At 62.4% G+C, this 17,450-nt stretch carries 17 protein-coding genes; 9 read left to right on the forward strand and 8 right to left on the reverse strand.

The annotated features are described in order from the left end of the window. Window positions 1–30: 30 nt before the first annotated feature. From fabB to QF045_RS11690, 5 genes are all read right to left on the reverse strand, one after another. Entirely contained in the window at window positions 31–1,251 is a 1,221-nt protein-coding gene (fabB, locus tag QF045_RS11670; RefSeq protein WP_306492314.1) for a beta-ketoacyl-ACP synthase I, read from the reverse strand. A gap of 11 nt (window positions 1,252–1,262) precedes the next feature. Beyond that, the gene (gene fabA / locus QF045_RS11675; protein WP_003210552.1) at window positions 1,263–1,778 is read right to left on the reverse strand and encodes a 3-hydroxyacyl-[acyl-carrier-protein] dehydratase FabA; all 516 of its coding nucleotides are present in this window, start codon (window positions 1,776–1,778) and stop codon (window positions 1,263–1,265) included. 249 nt (window positions 1,779–2,027) lie between these two features. Then, complete coding sequence (locus tag QF045_RS11680) at window positions 2,028–3,929, reverse strand: ATP-binding protein (RefSeq protein ID WP_306492315.1); 1,902 nt, start codon at window positions 3,927–3,929, stop codon at window positions 2,028–2,030. Next, window positions 3,926–4,855 (reverse strand): ABC transporter substrate-binding protein, encoded by a 930-nt coding sequence (locus tag QF045_RS11685; protein WP_306492316.1) that lies wholly within the window; start codon window positions 4,853–4,855, stop codon window positions 3,926–3,928. The genes QF045_RS11680 and QF045_RS11685 overlap by 4 nt, the downstream gene beginning before the upstream one ends. A gap of 1 nt (window position 4,856) precedes the next feature. Then, entirely contained in the window at window positions 4,857–6,989 is a 2,133-nt protein-coding gene (locus QF045_RS11690; protein ID WP_373424435.1) for a TonB-dependent receptor plug domain-containing protein, read from the reverse strand. Between the two features lie 195 nt (window positions 6,990–7,184). Here QF045_RS11690 and QF045_RS11695 point away from each other — a divergent pair, with 195 nt between their 5' ends. The 8 genes from QF045_RS11695 (at window position 7,185) to QF045_RS11730 (ending at window position 13,339) form a co-directional block, all read left to right on the forward strand. Further along, window positions 7,185–8,210 (forward strand): NAD(P)H-dependent glycerol-3-phosphate dehydrogenase, encoded by a 1,026-nt coding sequence (locus QF045_RS11695; protein WP_306492317.1) that lies wholly within the window; start codon window positions 7,185–7,187, stop codon window positions 8,208–8,210. Between the two features lie 10 nt (window positions 8,211–8,220). Next, a complete protein-coding gene (locus tag QF045_RS11700) occupies window positions 8,221–8,568 on the forward strand; it encodes a DUF4389 domain-containing protein (protein ID WP_306492318.1) in 348 nt (115 codons plus the stop codon). Next, on the forward strand, window positions 8,565–9,014 hold the full coding sequence (sixA, locus tag QF045_RS11705; RefSeq protein WP_306492319.1) for a phosphohistidine phosphatase SixA: 450 nt from the start codon (window positions 8,565–8,567) through the stop codon (window positions 9,012–9,014). Before QF045_RS11700 ends, sixA begins: the two co-directional genes overlap by 4 nt. Window positions 9,015–9,089: 75 nt before the next feature. Continuing rightward, a complete protein-coding gene (locus QF045_RS11710) occupies window positions 9,090–9,533 on the forward strand; it encodes a hotdog fold thioesterase (protein ID WP_306492320.1) in 444 nt (147 codons plus the stop codon). A 97-nt stretch (window positions 9,534–9,630) separates the two neighbouring features. Further along, the gene (locus QF045_RS11715; RefSeq protein ID WP_306492321.1) at window positions 9,631–10,434 is read left to right on the forward strand and encodes an alpha/beta fold hydrolase; all 804 of its coding nucleotides are present in this window, start codon (window positions 9,631–9,633) and stop codon (window positions 10,432–10,434) included. Continuing rightward, complete coding sequence (locus QF045_RS11720) at window positions 10,431–11,285, forward strand: alpha/beta hydrolase (RefSeq protein WP_306492322.1); 855 nt, start codon at window positions 10,431–10,433, stop codon at window positions 11,283–11,285. Before QF045_RS11715 ends, QF045_RS11720 begins: the two co-directional genes overlap by 4 nt. 102 nt (window positions 11,286–11,387) lie before the next feature. After that, a complete protein-coding gene (locus QF045_RS11725; RefSeq protein ID WP_306492323.1) occupies window positions 11,388–12,206 on the forward strand; it encodes a DUF4892 domain-containing protein in 819 nt (272 codons plus the stop codon). 71 nt (window positions 12,207–12,277) lie between these two features. Continuing rightward, a complete protein-coding gene (locus QF045_RS11730; protein ID WP_306492324.1) occupies window positions 12,278–13,339 on the forward strand; it encodes an AI-2E family transporter in 1,062 nt (353 codons plus the stop codon). Here the strand turns inward: QF045_RS11730 and QF045_RS11735 are convergent. Together QF045_RS11735 and QF045_RS11740 are read right to left on the reverse strand one after the other, a co-directional pair. After that, window positions 13,336–14,373, reverse strand: coding sequence for a HAMP domain-containing sensor histidine kinase (locus tag QF045_RS11735; protein WP_306492325.1), 1,038 nt, complete (start codon window positions 14,371–14,373; stop codon window positions 13,336–13,338). The two genes, QF045_RS11730 and QF045_RS11735, sit on opposite strands and share 4 nt — an antisense overlap. Continuing rightward, window positions 14,373–15,137 (reverse strand): response regulator, encoded by a 765-nt coding sequence (locus QF045_RS11740; RefSeq protein WP_306492326.1) that lies wholly within the window; start codon window positions 15,135–15,137, stop codon window positions 14,373–14,375. Before QF045_RS11740 ends, QF045_RS11735 begins: the two co-directional genes overlap by 1 nt. Window positions 15,138–15,397: 260 nt before the next feature. Here QF045_RS11740 and pyrF point away from each other — a divergent pair, with 260 nt between their 5' ends. Continuing rightward, window positions 15,398–16,096, forward strand: a complete 699-nt coding sequence (pyrF, locus tag QF045_RS11745; protein WP_306492327.1) for an orotidine-5'-phosphate decarboxylase — start codon at window positions 15,398–15,400, stop codon at window positions 16,094–16,096. A 238-nt stretch (window positions 16,097–16,334) separates the two neighbouring features. Here the strand turns inward: pyrF and QF045_RS11750 are convergent, their stop codons facing one another. Next, entirely contained in the window at window positions 16,335–17,342 is a 1,008-nt protein-coding gene (locus tag QF045_RS11750; RefSeq protein ID WP_306492328.1) for an NADP-dependent oxidoreductase, read from the reverse strand. Window positions 17,343–17,450: the final 108 nt, after the last annotated feature.

The raw sequence follows: 17,450 nt of genomic DNA on the forward strand, positions 1-17,450 counted from the left end.
CGGGGCTTTTCATTGGATGAAGCTACAGGATTACTTACCCTGCCAGCGCTTCAGCACCAGGGTGGCGTTAGTGCCACCGAAGCCGAAGCTGTTGCTCATCACGGTGTCGATTTTTACATCTTCAACGGTCTTGGTCAGGATTGGCATATCGGCGACGACCGGGTCGATCTCGTCGATGTTGGCCGAGCCGGCCATGAAGTTGCCTTCCATCATCAGCAGGCAGTAGATCGCTTCGTGAACGCCGGCGGCGCCCAGGGAGTGACCCGATAGGCTCTTGGTGGAGCTGATTTTCGGCGCCTTGTCACCGAATACCGCACGCACGCCTTCCATTTCCTTGGCGTCGCCGACCGGAGTCGAGGTGCCGTGGGTGTTCAGGTAGTCGATTGGCGTGTCCACGGTGGACATTGCCATCTGCATGCAACGGATGGCGCCTTCACCGCTTGGGGCAACCATGTCGTAGCCGTCGGACGTCGCGCCGTAGCCGACGATTTCGGCGTAGATCTTCGCGCCACGGGCCAGAGCATGTTCCAGCTCCTCGACCACCACCATGCCGCCACCGCCGGCGATGACGAAACCGTCACGCTTGGCGTCGTAGGCGCGGGAGGCCTTGTCCGGGGTTTCGTTGTACTGGGTGGACAGTGCGCCCATGGCGTCGAACAGGAACGACTGGCTCCAATGCTCTTCTTCACCGCCGCCGGCGAATACGATGTCCTGCTTGCCCAACTGGATCTGCTCAACGGCAGTCCCGATGCAGTGGGCGCTGGTGGCGCAGGCAGAGGAGATCGAGTAGTTCACGCCCTTGATAGCGAACGGCGTAGCCAGGCAGGCGGAAACAGTGCTGCCCATGGTCCGCGTTACACGGTACGGGCCGACGCGCTTCACGCCTTTTTCGCGCAGGATGTCCAGCGCTTCCATCTGGTTCAGGGTGGATGCGCCGCCGGAGCCGGCGATCAGGCCGGTGCGTACGTTCGATACCTGGTCTTCGCTCAGGCCGGAGTCGGCGATCGCGTCTTTCATGGCCAGGTAGGCGTAGGCGGCAGCGTGGCCGACGAAGCGATAGATCTTGCGATCGATCAGCTCTTCGAGGGGCAGGTCGATGGAGCCGGAAACCTGGCTACGCAGACCCATTTCGGCATATTCCGGGTTGAAGCGGATGCCAGGGCGACTTGCACGCAGGTTAGCGGTGACGGTCTCTTTGTCATTGCCCAGGCAAGAAACGATGCCCAGACCAGTGATAACGACGCGGCGCATGCGGATAACCCTTAAAAGTTGTCAGTGGAAGTGAATACGCCGACCCGAAGGCCTTCGGCAGTATAGATCTCGCGACCGTCGACAGTCACCGAACCGTCGGCAATGGCCAGGTTCAGCTTGCCCTTGAGGACGCGCTTGATTTGAATGTTGTAGGTGACTTTCTTGGCGGTCGGCAGGACCTGGCCAAAGAACTTCACTTCGCCCGAACCCAGGGCGCGACCACGACCCGGCAGGCCTTGCCAGCCCAGGTAGAAGCCGACCAGTTGCCACATGGCGTCAAGGCCCAGGCAGCCCGGCATCACCGGGTCTCCTTCGAAGTGGCAGGCGAAGAACCACAGGTCAGGGGTGATATCCAGCTCGGCGACCAATTCACCTTTGCCGTACTTGCCACCCTCTTCGCTGATATGGGTGATGCGATCCACCATCAGCATGTTCGGGGCGGGCAGTTGCGCGTTACCTGGGCCGAACAGCTCACCGCGACTGCAGCGCAGCAGGTCTTCCCGAGTAAAGGCGTTTTGTTTGGTCATGCGAGCTCCTCAATAATCCCATGCGGCAGGGCAGGGCAAATCTTCCCGAACCGAATGAAGCGTTCATGCCTCATAGCGGTAGCCTACACATAGACTATTGCGTTGTAGTGAAAGTCACAGCGTCAAGGTACTCAATGTACACTTGTTCACTGAAATTTTAAACCGGGCCTGTTTATCAGTCCGTTTGGGTGCCTAAGACTGCCGCACTTTCGTCTTCCACGCCAGTCGGAGTTGGCTTAGACCACACAGCTAATGCACCCAGCGCTGGAGGATTTGCTGCAAATCCGTGCGTTTGAACGGTTTGGCCAGGTAATCGTTCATTCCAGCGGTCAGACAGGCTTCGCGGTCGCCCTGCAACGCGTTGGCGGTCAGCGCGATAATCGGCAGATCGGCGCAGCCGGGCAGTTGGCGAATTTGCCGGGTGGCCTCGTAGCCGTCGATCAATGGCAGGCGGCAGTCCATCAGAATGGCCGTGAAAATCAGGCTTTCGGCACTGCGGATCGCTTCGGCGCCATCGGTGGCCAGGCTGACTTCAAAGCCCAGGCTGCGCAGCATGGCTTCGACCACGGTGCGGTTAACCGGGTTGTCTTCCACCAGCAATATATGCCGCCCGTCACCCGTACTGGTTTTACCCCCGGCGTCGGGGGCGATGGCAGGCAGGCTTTGTTGATCGATAGCCAACGGGATCTCCAGAGTGAACACCGAACCCCGACCTTCCTCGCTCTGGGCGCGCAGGGTGCCGCCCATGCGTTCGGCCAGGGTGCGGGCGATCGGCAAGCCGAGGCCGGTGCCGCCGTAACGTCTTGAAATGGAACTGTCGGCCTGTTGGAACGCGTCGAACATCAATTCCAGGCGCTCGGCGGAAATGCCGATACCGCTGTCGCGCACGGTGCAGGTGAACCACACCAGTTCATGGTCCAGGGTTTGCCAGTGCGGCTCCACGTGCACCGTGCCCTGCTCGGTGAACTTCAAGGCATTGCCGATCAGGTTTACCAGGATTTGCCGGATACGCGTCGGATCGCCGCGCACCCGCAGGGCGTCCATGCCCAAGGGAATCGGCAACTCCAAGGCCAGCCCGCGCTGCTGTGCACTGTGCTGGAACGCTTGGGCACAACTGTTGATCAGCTCCGCCAGGTTGAACGAAATATGTTCCAGCTCCAGCGCGGCCCGTTCGATTCGCGAGAAGTCGAGGATGTCGTTGATCACCTTGAGCAGGTGCTCGGTGGACTCGGAGGCCAGCGCCGCGTACTCGGTCTGCTCGTCAGTCATCTCGGTGGTTTCCAACAGTTGCAGCATGCCCAGGACGCCATTCATGGGCGTGCGCAACTCATGGCTCATCATCGCCAGGAAGTCCGACTTGGCATTGTTCGCGCGCTCGGCTTCCTCGCGGGTCTGGATCAATTGGGCCATGGCCTGCTGCTGTTCCCGGCTGGCCTGGTTGAGGCCCGCGGCGAGGTTGTTGATGTGCCGCGACAGGTCGCCCAGTTCGGAGTCGTCGACAATCGGCAGCGGAGTCGTGTAATCGCCCTGCTGGATGGCTTTCACCGCGTGCCCCATGGCGCTGATCGGCTGCGACAGGCTGGCGGCCAGGCGTCGCGCCAGCAGGAAGGTAAACAAGAGTGCAAACAGCGCCAGAATCCCCGCCTTGAACAGGATTTCCTGCTGGCGCTGGCTGAACGCGTCGTTGGACATGCCCACGATCACCCGGCCCAGGTAGTCCGCACGCGGCGCGATCGGTTCATTGAGGTTGTCCTGGAAAAAGTCATTGCCCAACTGGATATGCTGCAAGCGGATCGGTGCCTGGAACACCTTCACCGACAGTGAGCGATCGTGTTTCTCCGACGGCTGCTCGACGTACACCAGAATGTTCTCGGCGCTGTCCTGAATCTCCAGGAAGCGCACGTGGGGTGTGGCCAGCGTCGCGCGCAAGAGGGTATCGAGCACGTCGTTGTTGCCGGAAATAACCCCGTATTCGGTGGCCGGCGCCAGTTGGTTGGCGATCAACTGACCGGTGTGGTCCAGTTCCTGGCGCAAGTCCTGGATACGTACGAAGGTAAAGAAGCTGATCAACAGCAAGGTCAGCAACAGCGCGGGGCCCAGGGTGATGAGTTGGGTGCGGGTGTTGATGTCCCAGCGACGGCGCAAGGTCATGGGCGTTGATCTCCTTCGGCCAAGCGGGCGGCGACGGCAGCTTCGTCGACCTGTTCGATGCCCAGTGAGCGCGCAACCTGCGGGTTGCCCACCACTTTGAAGTGTTCCGGATAGAGGGTGCGCGGCCAGTTGGCCGGCGGGTGATCCAGCAAGCGATCGAGTACGGCGAGCCAGTCGGACTGATCGCTATAGGTGCTGGCCAGGCTACCGGCCCGCACGAACCCGGCATTGGGGCCTACCAGTGGCAATTGTTGGGCATAGCTGCTCAACAGCAGGTTCTTGGCGGTTTTAGGGTTGTACAGTTGCGGATCGTCCAGGCCCAGCAGCACGTCACTGTCCTTGAACAAGGTTTGCAGGGGGCGGCTGTCACTGGTGTTGTCCCAGCGTTGGGGCACGATTTCCAGGCCCAACGGCGCGGCGTACCGGTCAAGCTCAGGCAGCAGAAATTCACTGTCGCTGCCGTAAAGCACGCCGATACGCCGGGCCTGAGGCAAAATGCTGGCGATCAAGCGCAATTGGCGCATCAGCGGCGGGTCGCTCCACAACAGGCTGATTTTAGCCGGGTGAGCGCCGCCCAGGCGCTGGTGGGCTTGCAACCGGCTGATACGCAGCACCAGGGTCGGCGGGCCCTGGCTATCCTGCAAGCGCCAGTCGAGGCCGGGCAGGTCCAGCAGGATCAGGCGGGTATTGGCGGGTAACTGGCTCGGTGTCGGCAGGTTTTTCAACAAGGTGAAAGAAACATGGTCTTCGGGGCGCTGCTCGATGAGGGCTTGAGTAAAGGCTTGGACCCCGGCACCGTCTTCGGCGGCAGTCAGCAGGATCTCGGCGCTCCACACCGGCGTCGCCAGCAACAGGCACGCCAGCAGCAGGCCGCGCCGCCACAGTCGTGATACCACAGGCAAGGTCATCCGTGACGGGGCGCCCATGTCAGAACTCTAACTGCGCGCTGAAGTAGAGCACATGGCGATCGTCGTAGTTGTTGTCGGCCCAAGTGGTCGGCTGATTGTCCAGGCGTTGTTGGAGCATGCCGGCCAGTTCCACGTTGGCTTTGCCCAGGGCAATGCGCTTGGCTACCCGCAAATCGACCCGTTCGAAGCGATACTCGTTGAGTGCGTCGTCACCGTAGTAGAACAGGGCGCTGGACCAGCCGTGGCCCCATTCACGCAACCAGCCGGCCGAGCCGCTGTTGCGCGCGGTCTGGGCCTTGTCCAGCGGGTTGCTGGAACTCGCGTCGACGTAAGCGTAGGTCAGGCGCAGGCGGTCGGCGTTGCTCACCCGCCAGTCGAACTGTGATTCGGCACCGGTAAAGCGCGCGCTGTTGGCGTTGCTGGCGATATATTGGTTGTTGCGCAACGGCGAGCTGATCATGTCGGTGATTTCGTCATAGAACAGCTTCACGTCGACATTCAACCCGAGGTCGGCAAAGAAGCCGTTGTAGCCCAGTTCCCGCGAACGCATCAACTCTTTATCGAGGTTGCCCGGGCCGCGTGTCACCACAAAATATTGCCCGGAGTTCTGCCCATAGGTGGGTGAGCTGAGGTTGGTGACGCGGTAGCTCCAGTTGACGTTGTTCTCGAACATGTCCGGTGAGCGGATCGCCTCGGAGTATACGGCCCGCAGGCCGTGACGCGGGTTGATCAGGTAGTTGACCGCCAGGCGAGGTGTCAGCGAGTTGCCGCTCAAGTGGGTGTCTTCGTACATCGCGCCGCCTTGCAGCAGCCAGTGTTCGCTGGCCCGCCATTCCAGGTGGCCGAACAGGCGCCAAGTGGTGTCGTCCAGCGTCCCGTTGAAATAAGTGTCGGAGTCAGCGCGGTCGTAACGGTAATTCATCCCGCTGACCAGGCGCAGGCTATCGGAGAGGCTGAGGGTGTCTTGCAGTTCCAGGTCGTAGCGGCTTTCCTTGGCGCTCTGGTCGATGTCGCCGCACACGCTCTGGTTGGCGCCGTTGCGCCATTGGTCCAGTACCTGGTTGCCCAACGCCTGTTCGGCGGCGCTGCCGGGTGGGGCGCTACCCTGGCTGAATTGATCCATGTGCCGCGCCAGCCGCTCGGCGTAGTTGGGGTTGAGCTGCCACAACTGGGTCAATTCAGGGCTGAACGATACTTTGGCGTCACAGGCTTTCCAGATCTGTCGACGGTCCCATTGCTGGGCCGACCCCTGGATATACAGGCTGTGTTCCGGGTTGAAGTCGAAGTTCCAGCGCATCGAGCCTGCATAGTCCTTGGCGGTGGCGTCGGAATTGGTGCCGCCTTCGGTAATCCCGGCGAATACCGGAGCGTAGGTATAGGGGCGCTGATTGGTCCCTTCCTTGGCATCCAGTTGCCAGTCGATGCTCTGTTGCGTATTCAGCGTCTGGCTGACGGCCAGACTGAAACGGCTGAGGCGGCGGCTGTCACGGCGATCAGCTCCGGCGGCATCGCTGTCAAAACCGTCGTCCTCTTGCCCGGACAGTGACAGGCGCAAATCGCCGGTTTCCCAGCCCACGCCCTGGCTGGCATAGACATCGTTGATTCCGCGTTCGCCACGGATGACCTTTACCCGCGTGCCCTGGCTGTTGGCCGGTGAACGGGTGAGGATATTGACTACCGCCATCAGCGCGTTGGCACCGTAGCTGACGGTGTTGGGGCCACGAAACACCTCGATCCGCTCGATGTCTTCCATGGCAACCGGAATGTCGCTCCAGTCCACCGTGGCCAGGCCCGCACGGTACACCGAGCGCCCGTCGATCAAGACTTGCATGCGCCGTGCATCGCTGGCGCTGGTGCCGTGGTAATTCACCGCCGCCTGGTTGCCGGTGGTGTAGCCAACCATCATCCCGGGCACCAGTCGCAACAGCTCGGCAATGTCACGCGCGCCGCTGGCCTTGATCAACTCGCTGTCGATCACGGTCATGCTGCCGGGTACGGCAGCGGCCGATTGCTTGAGGCGCGTGGCGGTCAATACCTGCGGCAGCGGTTGGCTGTCGAGAAACAGATCGTCGGCCGATGCACTGGCGCTGCACGCGAGCATCAACGGCAGCACCAACAGCAGGGATGAGCGGGGAGGAGGGCCCAGATACACGGCACGGCCTTGATAATTACGGATAGCCGCCCATGTTAACTGAGGTGAGGCCTTTTGCCAGTCGTGAGACCTGCAATTACTTCACTCAAGTGTGGCATTTTCCGACAAGCGCACGAATTCACGCGGGGGCTGGCCGCAAGCGGGTCGCCCCGTATAATGCCGCCATCGCCACTGGTATGGATTAACGGATTGCATATGACTGAACAGCGCCCTATTGCGGTCCTGGGAGGCGGAAGTTTTGGTACCGCCGTGGCTAACCTGCTGGCCGAGAACGGCCACGCAGTGCGCCAGTGGATGCGTGATCCCGAGCAGGCCGAGGCCATTCGCGTGCACCGGGAAAACCCTCGCTACCTTAAAGGCATCAAGATTCATCCGGCGGTCGAGCCCGTTACCGATCTGCTGGCAACGCTTACCGACTGCGACCTGTGCTTTGTCGCGCTGCCTTCCAGCGCTTTGCGCTCGGTGCTGGCGCCTCACGCCGAACGCCTGGCAGGCAAGCTGCTGGTCAGCCTGACCAAGGGCATCGAGGCACAGACATTCAAGCTGATGAGCGAAATCCTCGAAGAGATCGCACCCCAGGCGCGCATCGGTGTGCTGTCGGGGCCGAACCTGGCGCGGGAAGTGGCCGAGCATGCGCTGACCGCCACGGTGGTCGCCAGTGAAGACGAGGCCCTGTGCGAGCGTGTCCAGGCCGTGCTGCACGGTCGTACCTTCCGCGTCTACGCCAGTGCCGATCGCTTCGGCGTCGAATTGGGCGGGGCGTTGAAGAACGTCTATGCAATCATCGCCGGCATGGCCGTGGCGTTAGGCATGGGCGAAAACACCAAGAGCATGCTGATTACCCGCGCCCTGGCGGAAATGACCCGTTTCGCCGTGAACCAGGGCGCCAACCCGATGACATTCCTGGGCCTGGCGGGCGTTGGCGATCTGATCGTCACCTGCTCGTCGCCAAAAAGTCGTAACTATCAGGTCGGTTTCGCGCTGGGCCAGGGGCTGAGCCTGGAAGAGGCCGTGACACGCCTGGGCGAAGTAGCCGAAGGGGTCAACACCCTCAAAGTGCTGAAGGCCAAGGCCCAGGAAGTCGGTGTGTACATGCCGCTGGTCGCCGGGTTGCACGCCATTCTGTTTGAAGGCCGCACCTTGAGCCAGGTCATCGAGCTGCTGATGCGCGCCGAGCCCAAAACCGATGTCGACTTTATTTCCACCAGCGGTTTCAACTGAGGAACGCGGCATGAACGATTCCAAAGCAGCCCCCAAGTATGAGTCCATTGTGCTGCGCATCCTGTGGATGCTGGTATTTGCGCTGGTGTGGCAGGTGGCGCAGTTCCTGCTCGGCGCCCTGGTAGTGGTGCAGTTGATTTACCGGCTGATCTACGGCGCGCCGAACCTGGGCCTGATGAACTTTGGCGACAGCCTCAGTCAATTCCTCGCGCAGATCGGGCGCTTCGGCAGCTTTCACACCGAGCAGAAGCCTTGGCCGTTCGCTGACTGGCCCACCCCGCGCGCACCGGAAGGCGAAGCCGCCCATAGCGTGCCGCCAGCGCCGCACCCGGCGCGTGATGAAGAGCCCAAACTATGAAGCTGTGGATCCTGCGCCACGGCGAAGCGCAAGGGCATGCCCGCACCGACGCCGAGCGCAACCTCACCGAGCATGGCAGGGCCGAAGTGTTGCGCAGTGCTGCGCACCTGACCGGCGAGCCGCTCAGTGCCATCATCGCCAGCCCCTATGCGCGGGCACAGCAGACGGCGAACCTGGTTCGCGAGGCCCTGGGTTTCGAGCCAGAAATACGCACGGTGCCGTGGCTGACACCTGAGTGCAGTCCGTTGCAGGTGCTGGACAAGCTCGACACTGATGACAACGTGCTGCTCGTCAGCCATCAACCCTTGGTGGGCAGCCTGATCAGCTTTTTGCAGCACGGGCACCCGCGTCAGCCGCAGCCGATGTACACCGCCAGCCTGGCCGAACTGGAAGGGGATTTCCCGTTGGCGGGGCTTATGAGCCTGGTCAGCGTGCACAATCCGTAGGCTATATCGATACGGTGGGTGTGCTATATCTGTGGCAGGATTAGGGCGGTAATAAAACCAATAAGGACACCCCGTATGAGCCTGTGGCGCACGCAACCGAATATCGAACACCTCAACGCGATTCAGAAAAATACCATCGGTGAGTTGCTGGACATTCGCTTCGAAAGCTTCGACGACGAATCCCTCACCGCCAGCATGGTGGTCGATCACCGCACCCATCAGCCCTACGGCCTATTGCATGGCGGCGCCTCCGTGGTGCTGGCCGAAAGCGTAGGCTCCATGGCGGCCTACCTGTGCATCGATGCGAGCAAATTCTACTGCGTGGGCCTGGAGGTCAACGCCAACCACCTGCGCGGTGTGCGCAGCGGGCGGGTAACGGCGGTGGCCAAGGCCATTCATATCGGGCGCACGACCCAGGTGTGGGACATCCGCTTGACCAGCGACGAGGGCAAGGCCAGCTGCATATCGCGCCTGACCATCGCCGTGGTGCCCCTGGGCGAGCAGCCGCCGGCGCGATAGGCATGGCGTGAGTGTCATCATTCCTGGCGGTTACGGTCATTGCCGTGAACGCCAGGCATGGTGACAATCAACCTCCGTTTCTGTAGAGCGAGCCGGTATGTCGCAGCACGTGTTTTTCGCCCACGCCAATGGCTTTCCGTCGGCCACTTACGGCAAATTATTCGCGGCCCTGGCCCCCGAATATGCCGTGGCGCATTTGCCGCAGCATGGCCACGACCCCAGGTTTCCGGTGGACGATAACTGGCAGAACCTGGTGGATGAACTGATCCATCACCTGCAACAGCAACCGGAGCCGGTGTGGGGCGTCGGCCATTCCTTGGGCGGGGTGTTGCACTTGCACGCCGCCATGCGCTGCCCGCAGTTGTACCGTGGCGTGGTGATGCTGGACTCTCCGGTATTGACCCGCGCTGACCGCTGGGTGATTCGCGCCGCCAAACGCCTGGGTTTCATTGACCGTCTGACCCCGGCCGGTCGCACCCTGGGCCGTCGTGAAGAGTTCAGCGACCTGGACGCCGCGCGTGCGTACTTCGCCGGCAAGACCCTGTTCCGAGGTTTCGACCCCGAGTGCTTTGACGCGTATCTGCAACACGGGCTGCTGCAAGTGGGCGACCGCCTGCGTTTGCGTTTCGACCCGGCTACTGAAATCAGCATCTACCGAGGCGTGCCCCACACCAGCCCCGGCCAGGTGCGCCAGTTGAAAGTGCCGCTGGCGGTGGTGCGCGGCCGTCAAAGCCGTGTGGTCATGCGCCATCACGCCAGCGGCGTCGGGCGCCTGCCCATGGGTGAACTGCTCACCATGCCCGGCGGCCATATGTTCCCCCTTGAGCGACCCCAGGACACCGCCACCTTGATCAAGAACCTGTTTGCCCGCTGGCAAGCCCGTGAGCGCAGTTGCGCATGAGCGCGCCCGTGGAAGAAGTACGCCTGAGCCTGCCGCATATCGAATTGGCCGCCCATCTGTTTGGTCCTGAAGACGGTTTGCCGGTCATTGCCCTGCATGGCTGGCTGGACAACGCCAACAGCTTTGCGCGCCTGGCGCCGAAGCTGCAGGGTTTGCGCATCGTCGCGTTGGACATGGCCGGGCACGGGCACTCGGCGCACCGTCCGCCGGGTGCCGGTTATGCGGTGTGGGACTATGTCCACGACGTCTTGCAAGTGGCCGAACAGCTGGGCTGGCAACGTTTTGCATTACTTGGCCATTCCATGGGTGCGATCGTCTCCCTGGTTCTGGCCGGCGCGTTACCCGAGCGCGTGACGCACCTGGGCTTGATCGACGGCTTGATCCCGCCGACCGCCAGCGGCGAGAACGCGGCCGAGCGCATGGGCAGGGCATTGCAGGAGCAATTGAGCCTGGGCAAGAAGCGCAAGCCGGTCTATGCCAGCCTGGATCGGGCGGTCGAGGCGCGGATGCATGGCCTCGTCGCGGTCAGCCGCGAAGCCGCCGAACTGCTGGCCCAGCGCGGTTTGATGCCGGTGCCGGGGGGCTATACCTGGCGCAGCGACAGCCGCCTGACCCTGGCGTCACCGGTGCGTCTGACCGATGAGCAAGCCATGTCTTTCGTACGACGAGTGGCTTGTCCGACGCAGTTGGTGGCGGCGGCTGACGGCATGTTGGCGAAACATCCCGAATTGCTTTCACAGCTACCCTTTAGCGTAACGACGCTGCCGGGCGGTCACCATTTGCACCTGAATGACGAGGCCGGTGCGGTTCTTGTTGCAGACTGTTTCAATCGGTTCTTCTCCGCGCCTTGACTTGGCGCGGTCAACTGCCGACGCTGGGCGGATTGAAAGGGAGTCAACCATGAACCATCTTCAAACCGCTGCACCGCTCCATGGCCAGGGCTCACTGATCCGATGAGCCTGGTTAAAGGCTGTATCCGTGCCCTTGGACTCTGCTGCTTCAGCCCGCTCGTGTTCGCCGCCGATGTGCCGGGAAGCCAGGATTTACCCGTCATTGCCCGCCAAGTGGACGCGCAGATCGTCGACTACCGTCCCGCTGAAGAAAGGGAGCGCATCTACCCCTTGGGTGCGATCCGCAAGATCAGCGGCCAACTGCGTTCCGAAGGCCAGGCCACCGCGCGCGGCCAAACCACCGCGATTACTTACGAATTGCCTGCCGAGCACAGCTCCAGCGTGGCGTTTACCGCCACCCGCGAAGCCTTGCAGGCCAAGGGCGCGCAACTGTTGTTCTGGTGCCAGGCCCGCGATTGTGGCGAAAGCAGTCTGTGGGCCAACGAAGTGTTCGGCAATGCCAAGCTGGTAGGAGCCGACGGCCAGCAGGAGTACCTGCTGTTGCGTCTGGCGGCGCCGCAGGACAACTCGCTGGTGGCGCTTTACGGCATCACCCGTGGCAACCGTCGCGCCTACCTGCATGTGGAGCAGTTGGACGCCAGCACGCCATTGGGCACGCTTTTGCCCACTTCGGCGACGCTGTTGCGGGAGCTGAAAAGCACCGGCGACCTGGACTTTCCTGCGCTGGGCGCCGAGCCCGACGCGACCTGGTTAACCTTGATTTCCCGTGGGTTGAACCTCGACACCACCTTGCGCGTCAGCCTGAGCGGAGCCAACGCCCAAGCCTGGCGTCAGGGCCTGATCGACAATGGCGTGCGCGCCGCGCGCCTGGAAATCGGCAACGGCGACGCGCAAGGCCTGCACGTGCATCTGATACGCTAAGCGCCACAGGGCGAACGGACCTGCGCCGTTCGCCTAAGCTGTCCTCTACAGCCCCTTTTTCGAGATACCCGATGCTCAATAACGATCGCCTGCTGGTGCAAATCCTGCTGCTGGTGCTGTTTGGTGCCAGCTTCTGGGTCATGGCGCCCTTCTGGTCGGCGCTGTTCTGGGGCGCGGTGCTGGCGTTCGCCAGCTGGCCGCTGATGGTACTGCTGACGCGTGGGTTGGGCGGTCGCGAATCGCTGGCGGCCGGTATCCTGACGTTGGGCTGGATGTTGCTGGTAGCGCTGCCGCTGGTGTGGCTGGGTTTCAACCTGGCGGACCATGTGCGCGATGCCGTGTTGTTGATCAAGGACATCCAGGTCGACGGTTTGCCCGATGCGCCCGCCTGGTTGGGCTCGCTTCCTCTTATCGGCGAGCGGTTGGTGGCGACCTGGGACAGCATCGACCAACAGGGTGCCGCGCTGATGCTCAGCATCAAGCCTTACCTGGGCCAGGTCGGCAATTGGTTGCTGGCGCGCAGTGCGCAAATTGGCGGCGGCATTCTCGAACTGACCTTGAGCCTGGTCTTTGTGTTCTTTTTCTACCGCGACGGGCCGCGCCTGGCGATGTTTGTGCACCGTCTGCTCGAGCGCCTGATCGGCGACCGCGCCGGTTACTACATCGAGCTGGTGGCCGGTACCGTCCAGCGGGTGGTCAATGGCGTGATCGGCACGGCTGCCGCCCAGGCCTTGCTGGCGCTGATCGGCTTCCTGATCGCCGGCGTGCCTGGCGCGTTGCTGCTGGGCGGCGTCACCTTCCTGCTCAGCCTGATTCCCATGGGCCCGCCGCTGGTGTGGATTCCCGCCACGGCGTGGTTGGCGTGGAAGGGTGACTACACCTACGCAGTGTTCCTCGGCGTATGGGGTACTTTCATCATCAGCGGCGTGGACAACGTGCTCAAGCCTTACCTGATCAGCCGTGGCGGCAACCTGCCGCTGGTGATCGTGCTGCTGGGAGTGTTCGGCGGTTTGATCGCGTTCGGCTTTATCGGCCTGTTTATCGGCCCGACCCTACTTGCGGTGGCCTACAGCCTGTTGACCGACTGGAGTGCAACCCAGGCCCAGGCGCGGCGCGAAGACCGCCCGCTTTAGGCCCTGGGCAGCCACATCACGGCAGTCAGGCCGCCGCCTGGCGTATCGTCCAGGCTCAGGTGGCCGCCAAGGCGCTCGACCGCTTCCCGGGCGATCGTCATGCCCAGGCCGACACCGCCGGAATTACGGTTGCGCGAGCCTTCCAGGCGAAAGAACGGCTCGAACACCGCTTCGCGCTTGTCAGCCGCAATGCCGGGCCCGTGGTCAATCACGCGGATCACCAGGGCCCCGCGGCTGTCCGCCAGTTCCACGCGCGCCGAGCCGGCATAGCGCAGGGCATTGTCGATCAGGTTGTTGAGGCACGAGCGCAGCGCCATCGGCTGCACCTGCAACGGCGCGCAGGTGCCGCAAAACTGCACGTCGCTGCCTTGGTCCTGAGCGTTTTCGCTGAGTGATTCCACCAGCGCCTGTACGTCGAGCCAGTGGCGGGTCTCGCTGGTGCGCTGTTCGTGCAGATAGCTCAAGGTGGCGTCGAGCATGCCGATCATGTCGTCCAGGTCCTGGCGCATCTGGCCTTGCAGCCTGGTGTCTTCGATCTGTTCCAGGCGCAGTTTCAGCCGCGAGAGGGGCGTGCGCAGGTCATGGGAGACCGCGCCAAGCATGCGCGCGCGCTGGCTGACCTGTTCGCGGATGCGCCTTTGCATCAGGTTGAAGGTGGACGCGGCCTGGCGCGCTTCGCGAGGCCCGGACTCGTCGAGAGGCGGGCTGTCGAGATCGACACTCAAGCGCTCGGCCGCCGCACTGAGCCGCTGGATCGGCCGGCTCAACAGCTTGGCGCCGTACCACGCGGCGATGATCAGCGAGATGAACTGGAACGTCAGCGGCACCACCGGGCCACCGAACCAGGGGCGATGGTGCTTGACCAGGGGCTTCATCGAGCCGTCCGGCTGCTCGACGAAGGTTTCCTGTGGCGGTGGCGGTGGCGGCGGGCCGTAATGATGGAACCAGAAGAACGCCAGCAGATGCGCCAGCACAATGGCCACCAATAACACGCCGAACAGCCGGCCGAACAACGTATTGAAGGTGGCGCGCATCAGCCGATATCCCGCGCGTCGAACAGGTAGCCTTCGCCGCGAACGGTCTTGATCAGGTGGGGGGCCTTGGGATCGTCGCCCAGTTTCTGGCGCAGGCGCGATACCAGCAGGTCGATGCTGCGATCAAAGGCTTCGATGGAGCGACCGCGGGCGGCATCCAGCAATTGCTCGCGGCTCAATACGCGGCGCGGACGTTCGATGAACACCCACAGCAGACGGAACTCGGCATTGGACAGCGGCACCACCAGGCCGTTGTCGGCGACCAATTGACGCAACACGCTGTTGAGCCGCCAGTTGTCGAAGCGGATGTTGGCGCGTTGCTCGGTGCGGTCATCGCGCACCCGACGCAGGATGGTCTGGATGCGTGCCACCAGTTCGCGCGGTTCAAAGGGTTTGGACATATAGTCGTCGGCGCCCAGTTCCAGGCCGATGATGCGGTCGGTGGGCTCGCAGCGGGCGGTGAGCATCAGGATTGGAATGTCCGATTCAGCCCGCAGCCAGCGGCACAAGGTGAGGCCGTCTTCGCCCGGCAGCATCAGGTCGAGCACCACCACATCGAAGGTTTCGGCTTGCATGGCCTGGCGCATCGCCGCGCCGTCGGTGACGCCCGTGGCGAGAATGTTGAAGCGCGCCAGGTAGTCGATCAGCAGTTCACGAATCGGCACATCGTCATCGACGATCAGCGCACGGGTGTTCCAGCGCTTGTCGTCGGCGATCACCGCGCCTGTGTGCTCGTCGTTTACCGGGACGGAAGGAGTATGCATAGTGCGGTCATCTGCCTGATTGTTACGGCCAGCATAGGCGCCCAACCCCATGGCTGGAAGTGCTGGACGTTCGGTCATGCGGGCGAGGCTAGCGGTAGGGCGTGTTGGGTGCATGTCGTGAATGTATCGCTTTTGAAATAATGCCCGAAAACCTGCGCCACTCAACGCCGAAATGGGTATTTACCGATCATCGGATCCCGCAACGGCGCCGCTTGCGCTACAATCCGCGCCGATTTCGACTTGCCTGAGAGCCTATTCCAATGTCCGTCTGCCAGACTCCTATCATCGTCGCCCTGGATTACCCTACCCGTGACGCCGCACTGAAGCTGGCTGACCAGTTGGACCCCGCGCTCTGCCGGGTCAAGGTCGGCAAGGAACTGTTCACCAGTTGCGCGGCGGAAATCGTCGGCACCCTGCGTGACAAAGGCTTCGAAGTGTTCCTGGACCTGAAATTCCACGATATCCCCAACACCACCGCCATGGCGGTCAAGGCGGCGGCCGAGATGGGCGTGTGGATGGTCAACGTGCATTGCTCCGGCGGCCTGCGCATGATGAGTGCCTGCCGTGAAGTGCTGGAACAGCGCAGCGGGCCCAAACCGCTGCTGATCGGCGTGACCGTGCTGACCAGCATGGAACGTGAAGACCTGGCCAGCATCGGCCTGGACATCGAGCCGCAGGAGCAGGTGTTGCGCCTGGCCGCCCTGGCGCAGAAGGCCGGCCTTGATGGGCTGGTCTGCTCGGCGCTGGAAGCCCAGGCACTCAAGACCGCCCATCCGGCGCTGCAACTGGTGACCCCTGGAATCCGCCCGGCGGGCAGCGCCCAGGATGACCAGCGCCGTATTCTGACGCCACGCCAGGCGCTGGATGCCGGTTCCGACTACCTGGTGATTGGCCGTCCGATCAGCCAAGCGGCCGATCCGGCCAAGGCGTTGGCAGCCGTCGTCGCCGAGATAGCCTGATACAGAATGTGGGAGGGGGCTTGCCCCGATGGCGGTGGATCAGCCGGTGCATCTGCTGACTGTCACACCGCAATCGGGAGCAAGCCCCCTCCCACTTTTTGATTCGGTTTCGCCAGCTATATATGAGCGATGAAGATCCCCTGTGGGAGGGGGCTTGCCCCCGATGACGGTGGTTCAGCCAGTGCATCTGTTGACTGTCACACCGCCAGCGGAAGCAATCACATTCATCTGTTGCGTATCAACTGACCTTCAGCACCAACTTGCCAAAGTTCTCACCGTTGAACAGCTTCATCAACGTCTCGGGGAATGTCTCCAGCCCTTCTACGATATCTTCCTTGCTCTTGAGCTTGCCCTGCGCCATCCAGCCGGCCATCTCTTGCCCGGCCGCGGCAAACTTTGCCGCGTGATCCATCACCACAAAGCCTTCCATCCGTGCGCGGTTGACCAGCAGTGACAAATAGTTGGCCGGGCCTTTCACGGCTTCTTTGTTGTTGTACTGGCTGATGGCCCCGCAAATCACCACCCGCGCCTTCAGTGCCAGGCGGCTGAGCACCGCGTCGAGAATATCGCCGCCCACGTTATCGAAATACACATCCACGCCTTTGGGACACTCACGCTTGAGGGCGGCGGGTACATCTTCGTGTTTGTAGTCGATGGCGGCATCGAAGCCCAATTCGTCGACCAGGAACTTGCACTTGTCGGCGCCGCCGGCGATGCCCACCACGCGACAGCCCTTGAGCTTGGCGATCTGTCCGGCAATGCTGCCTACCGCACCGGCTGCGCCGGAGATCACCACGGTCTCGCCAGGCTTGGGTGCGCCCGTTTCCAGCAGCGCAAAGTAGGCGGTCATGCCGGTCATGCCCAGCGCGGACAGGTAGCGGGGCAGGGGCGCCAGCTTCGGGTCGACCTTGTAGAACCCGCGCGGCTCGCCCAGGAAGTAATCCTGCACGCCCAAGGCGCCGTTGACGTAGTCGCCGACCGCAAAGTTCGGGTGGTTGGAGGCGATCACTTTGCCCACGCCCAATGCCCGCATCACTTCCCCAAGGCCCACCGGTGGAATGTAGGATTTGCCCTCATTCATCCAGCCGCGCATGGCGGGGTCCAGGGACAGGTACTCGTTCTGTACCAGCACTTGCCCGTCCTGCGGCGTGCCCACCGGCACTTCCTGATAGGTGAAGGTTTCCCGCGTGGCCGCTCCGACCGGGCGTTTGGCAAGCAGGAACTGGCGGTTGGTGTGGGCAGTCATGGCGGCAACTCTTTAGAAATGAACTAGGAGTGATAGACAAGGAACGGTCCGTGAGCAAGTTTGTTCGCTCTACGCGAATGCTTGCCGATAGACAGGCTTGATAGTCTG

The sequence above is a fragment of the Pseudomonas sp. W4I3 genome (assembly GCF_030816195.1).
GTDB lineage: Bacteria > Pseudomonadota > Gammaproteobacteria > Pseudomonadales > Pseudomonadaceae > Aquipseudomonas.

Coding starts and splice junctions, on each gene's coding strand:
- QF045_RS11695 (WP_306492317.1), top strand. CDS start 7,185: ATGACTGAACAGCGCCCTATTGCGGTCCTGGGAGGCGGAAGTTTTGGT.
- QF045_RS11725 (WP_306492323.1), top strand. CDS start 11,388: ATGAGCCTGGTTAAAGGCTGTATCCGTGCCCTTGGACTCTGCTGCTTC.
- QF045_RS11715 (WP_306492321.1), top strand. CDS start 9,631: ATGTCGCAGCACGTGTTTTTCGCCCACGCCAATGGCTTTCCGTCGGCC.
- QF045_RS11730 (WP_306492324.1), top strand. CDS start 12,278: ATGCTCAATAACGATCGCCTGCTGGTGCAAATCCTGCTGCTGGTGCTG.
- QF045_RS11680 (WP_306492315.1), bottom strand. CDS start 3,929: ATGACCTTGCGCCGTCGCTGGGACATCAACACCCGCACCCAACTCATC.
- QF045_RS11735 (WP_306492325.1), bottom strand. CDS start 14,373: ATGCGCGCCACCTTCAATACGTTGTTCGGCCGGCTGTTCGGCGTGTTA.
- QF045_RS11720 (WP_306492322.1), top strand. CDS start 10,431: ATGAGCGCGCCCGTGGAAGAAGTACGCCTGAGCCTGCCGCATATCGAA.
- QF045_RS11685 (WP_306492316.1), bottom strand. CDS start 4,855: ATGGGCGCCCCGTCACGGATGACCTTGCCTGTGGTATCACGACTGTGG.
- pyrF (WP_306492327.1), top strand. CDS start 15,398: ATGTCCGTCTGCCAGACTCCTATCATCGTCGCCCTGGATTACCCTACC.
- QF045_RS11740 (WP_306492326.1), bottom strand. CDS start 15,137: ATGCATACTCCTTCCGTCCCGGTAAACGACGAGCACACAGGCGCGGTG.
- fabB (WP_306492314.1), bottom strand. CDS start 1,251: ATGCGCCGCGTCGTTATCACTGGTCTGGGCATCGTTTCTTGCCTGGGC.
- QF045_RS11700 (WP_306492318.1), top strand. CDS start 8,221: ATGAACGATTCCAAAGCAGCCCCCAAGTATGAGTCCATTGTGCTGCGC.
- QF045_RS11750 (WP_306492328.1), bottom strand. CDS start 17,342: ATGACTGCCCACACCAACCGCCAGTTCCTGCTTGCCAAACGCCCGGTC.
- fabA (WP_003210552.1), bottom strand. CDS start 1,778: ATGACCAAACAAAACGCCTTTACTCGGGAAGACCTGCTGCGCTGCAGT.
- QF045_RS11710 (WP_306492320.1), top strand. CDS start 9,090: ATGAGCCTGTGGCGCACGCAACCGAATATCGAACACCTCAACGCGATT.
- sixA (WP_306492319.1), top strand. CDS start 8,565: ATGAAGCTGTGGATCCTGCGCCACGGCGAAGCGCAAGGGCATGCCCGC.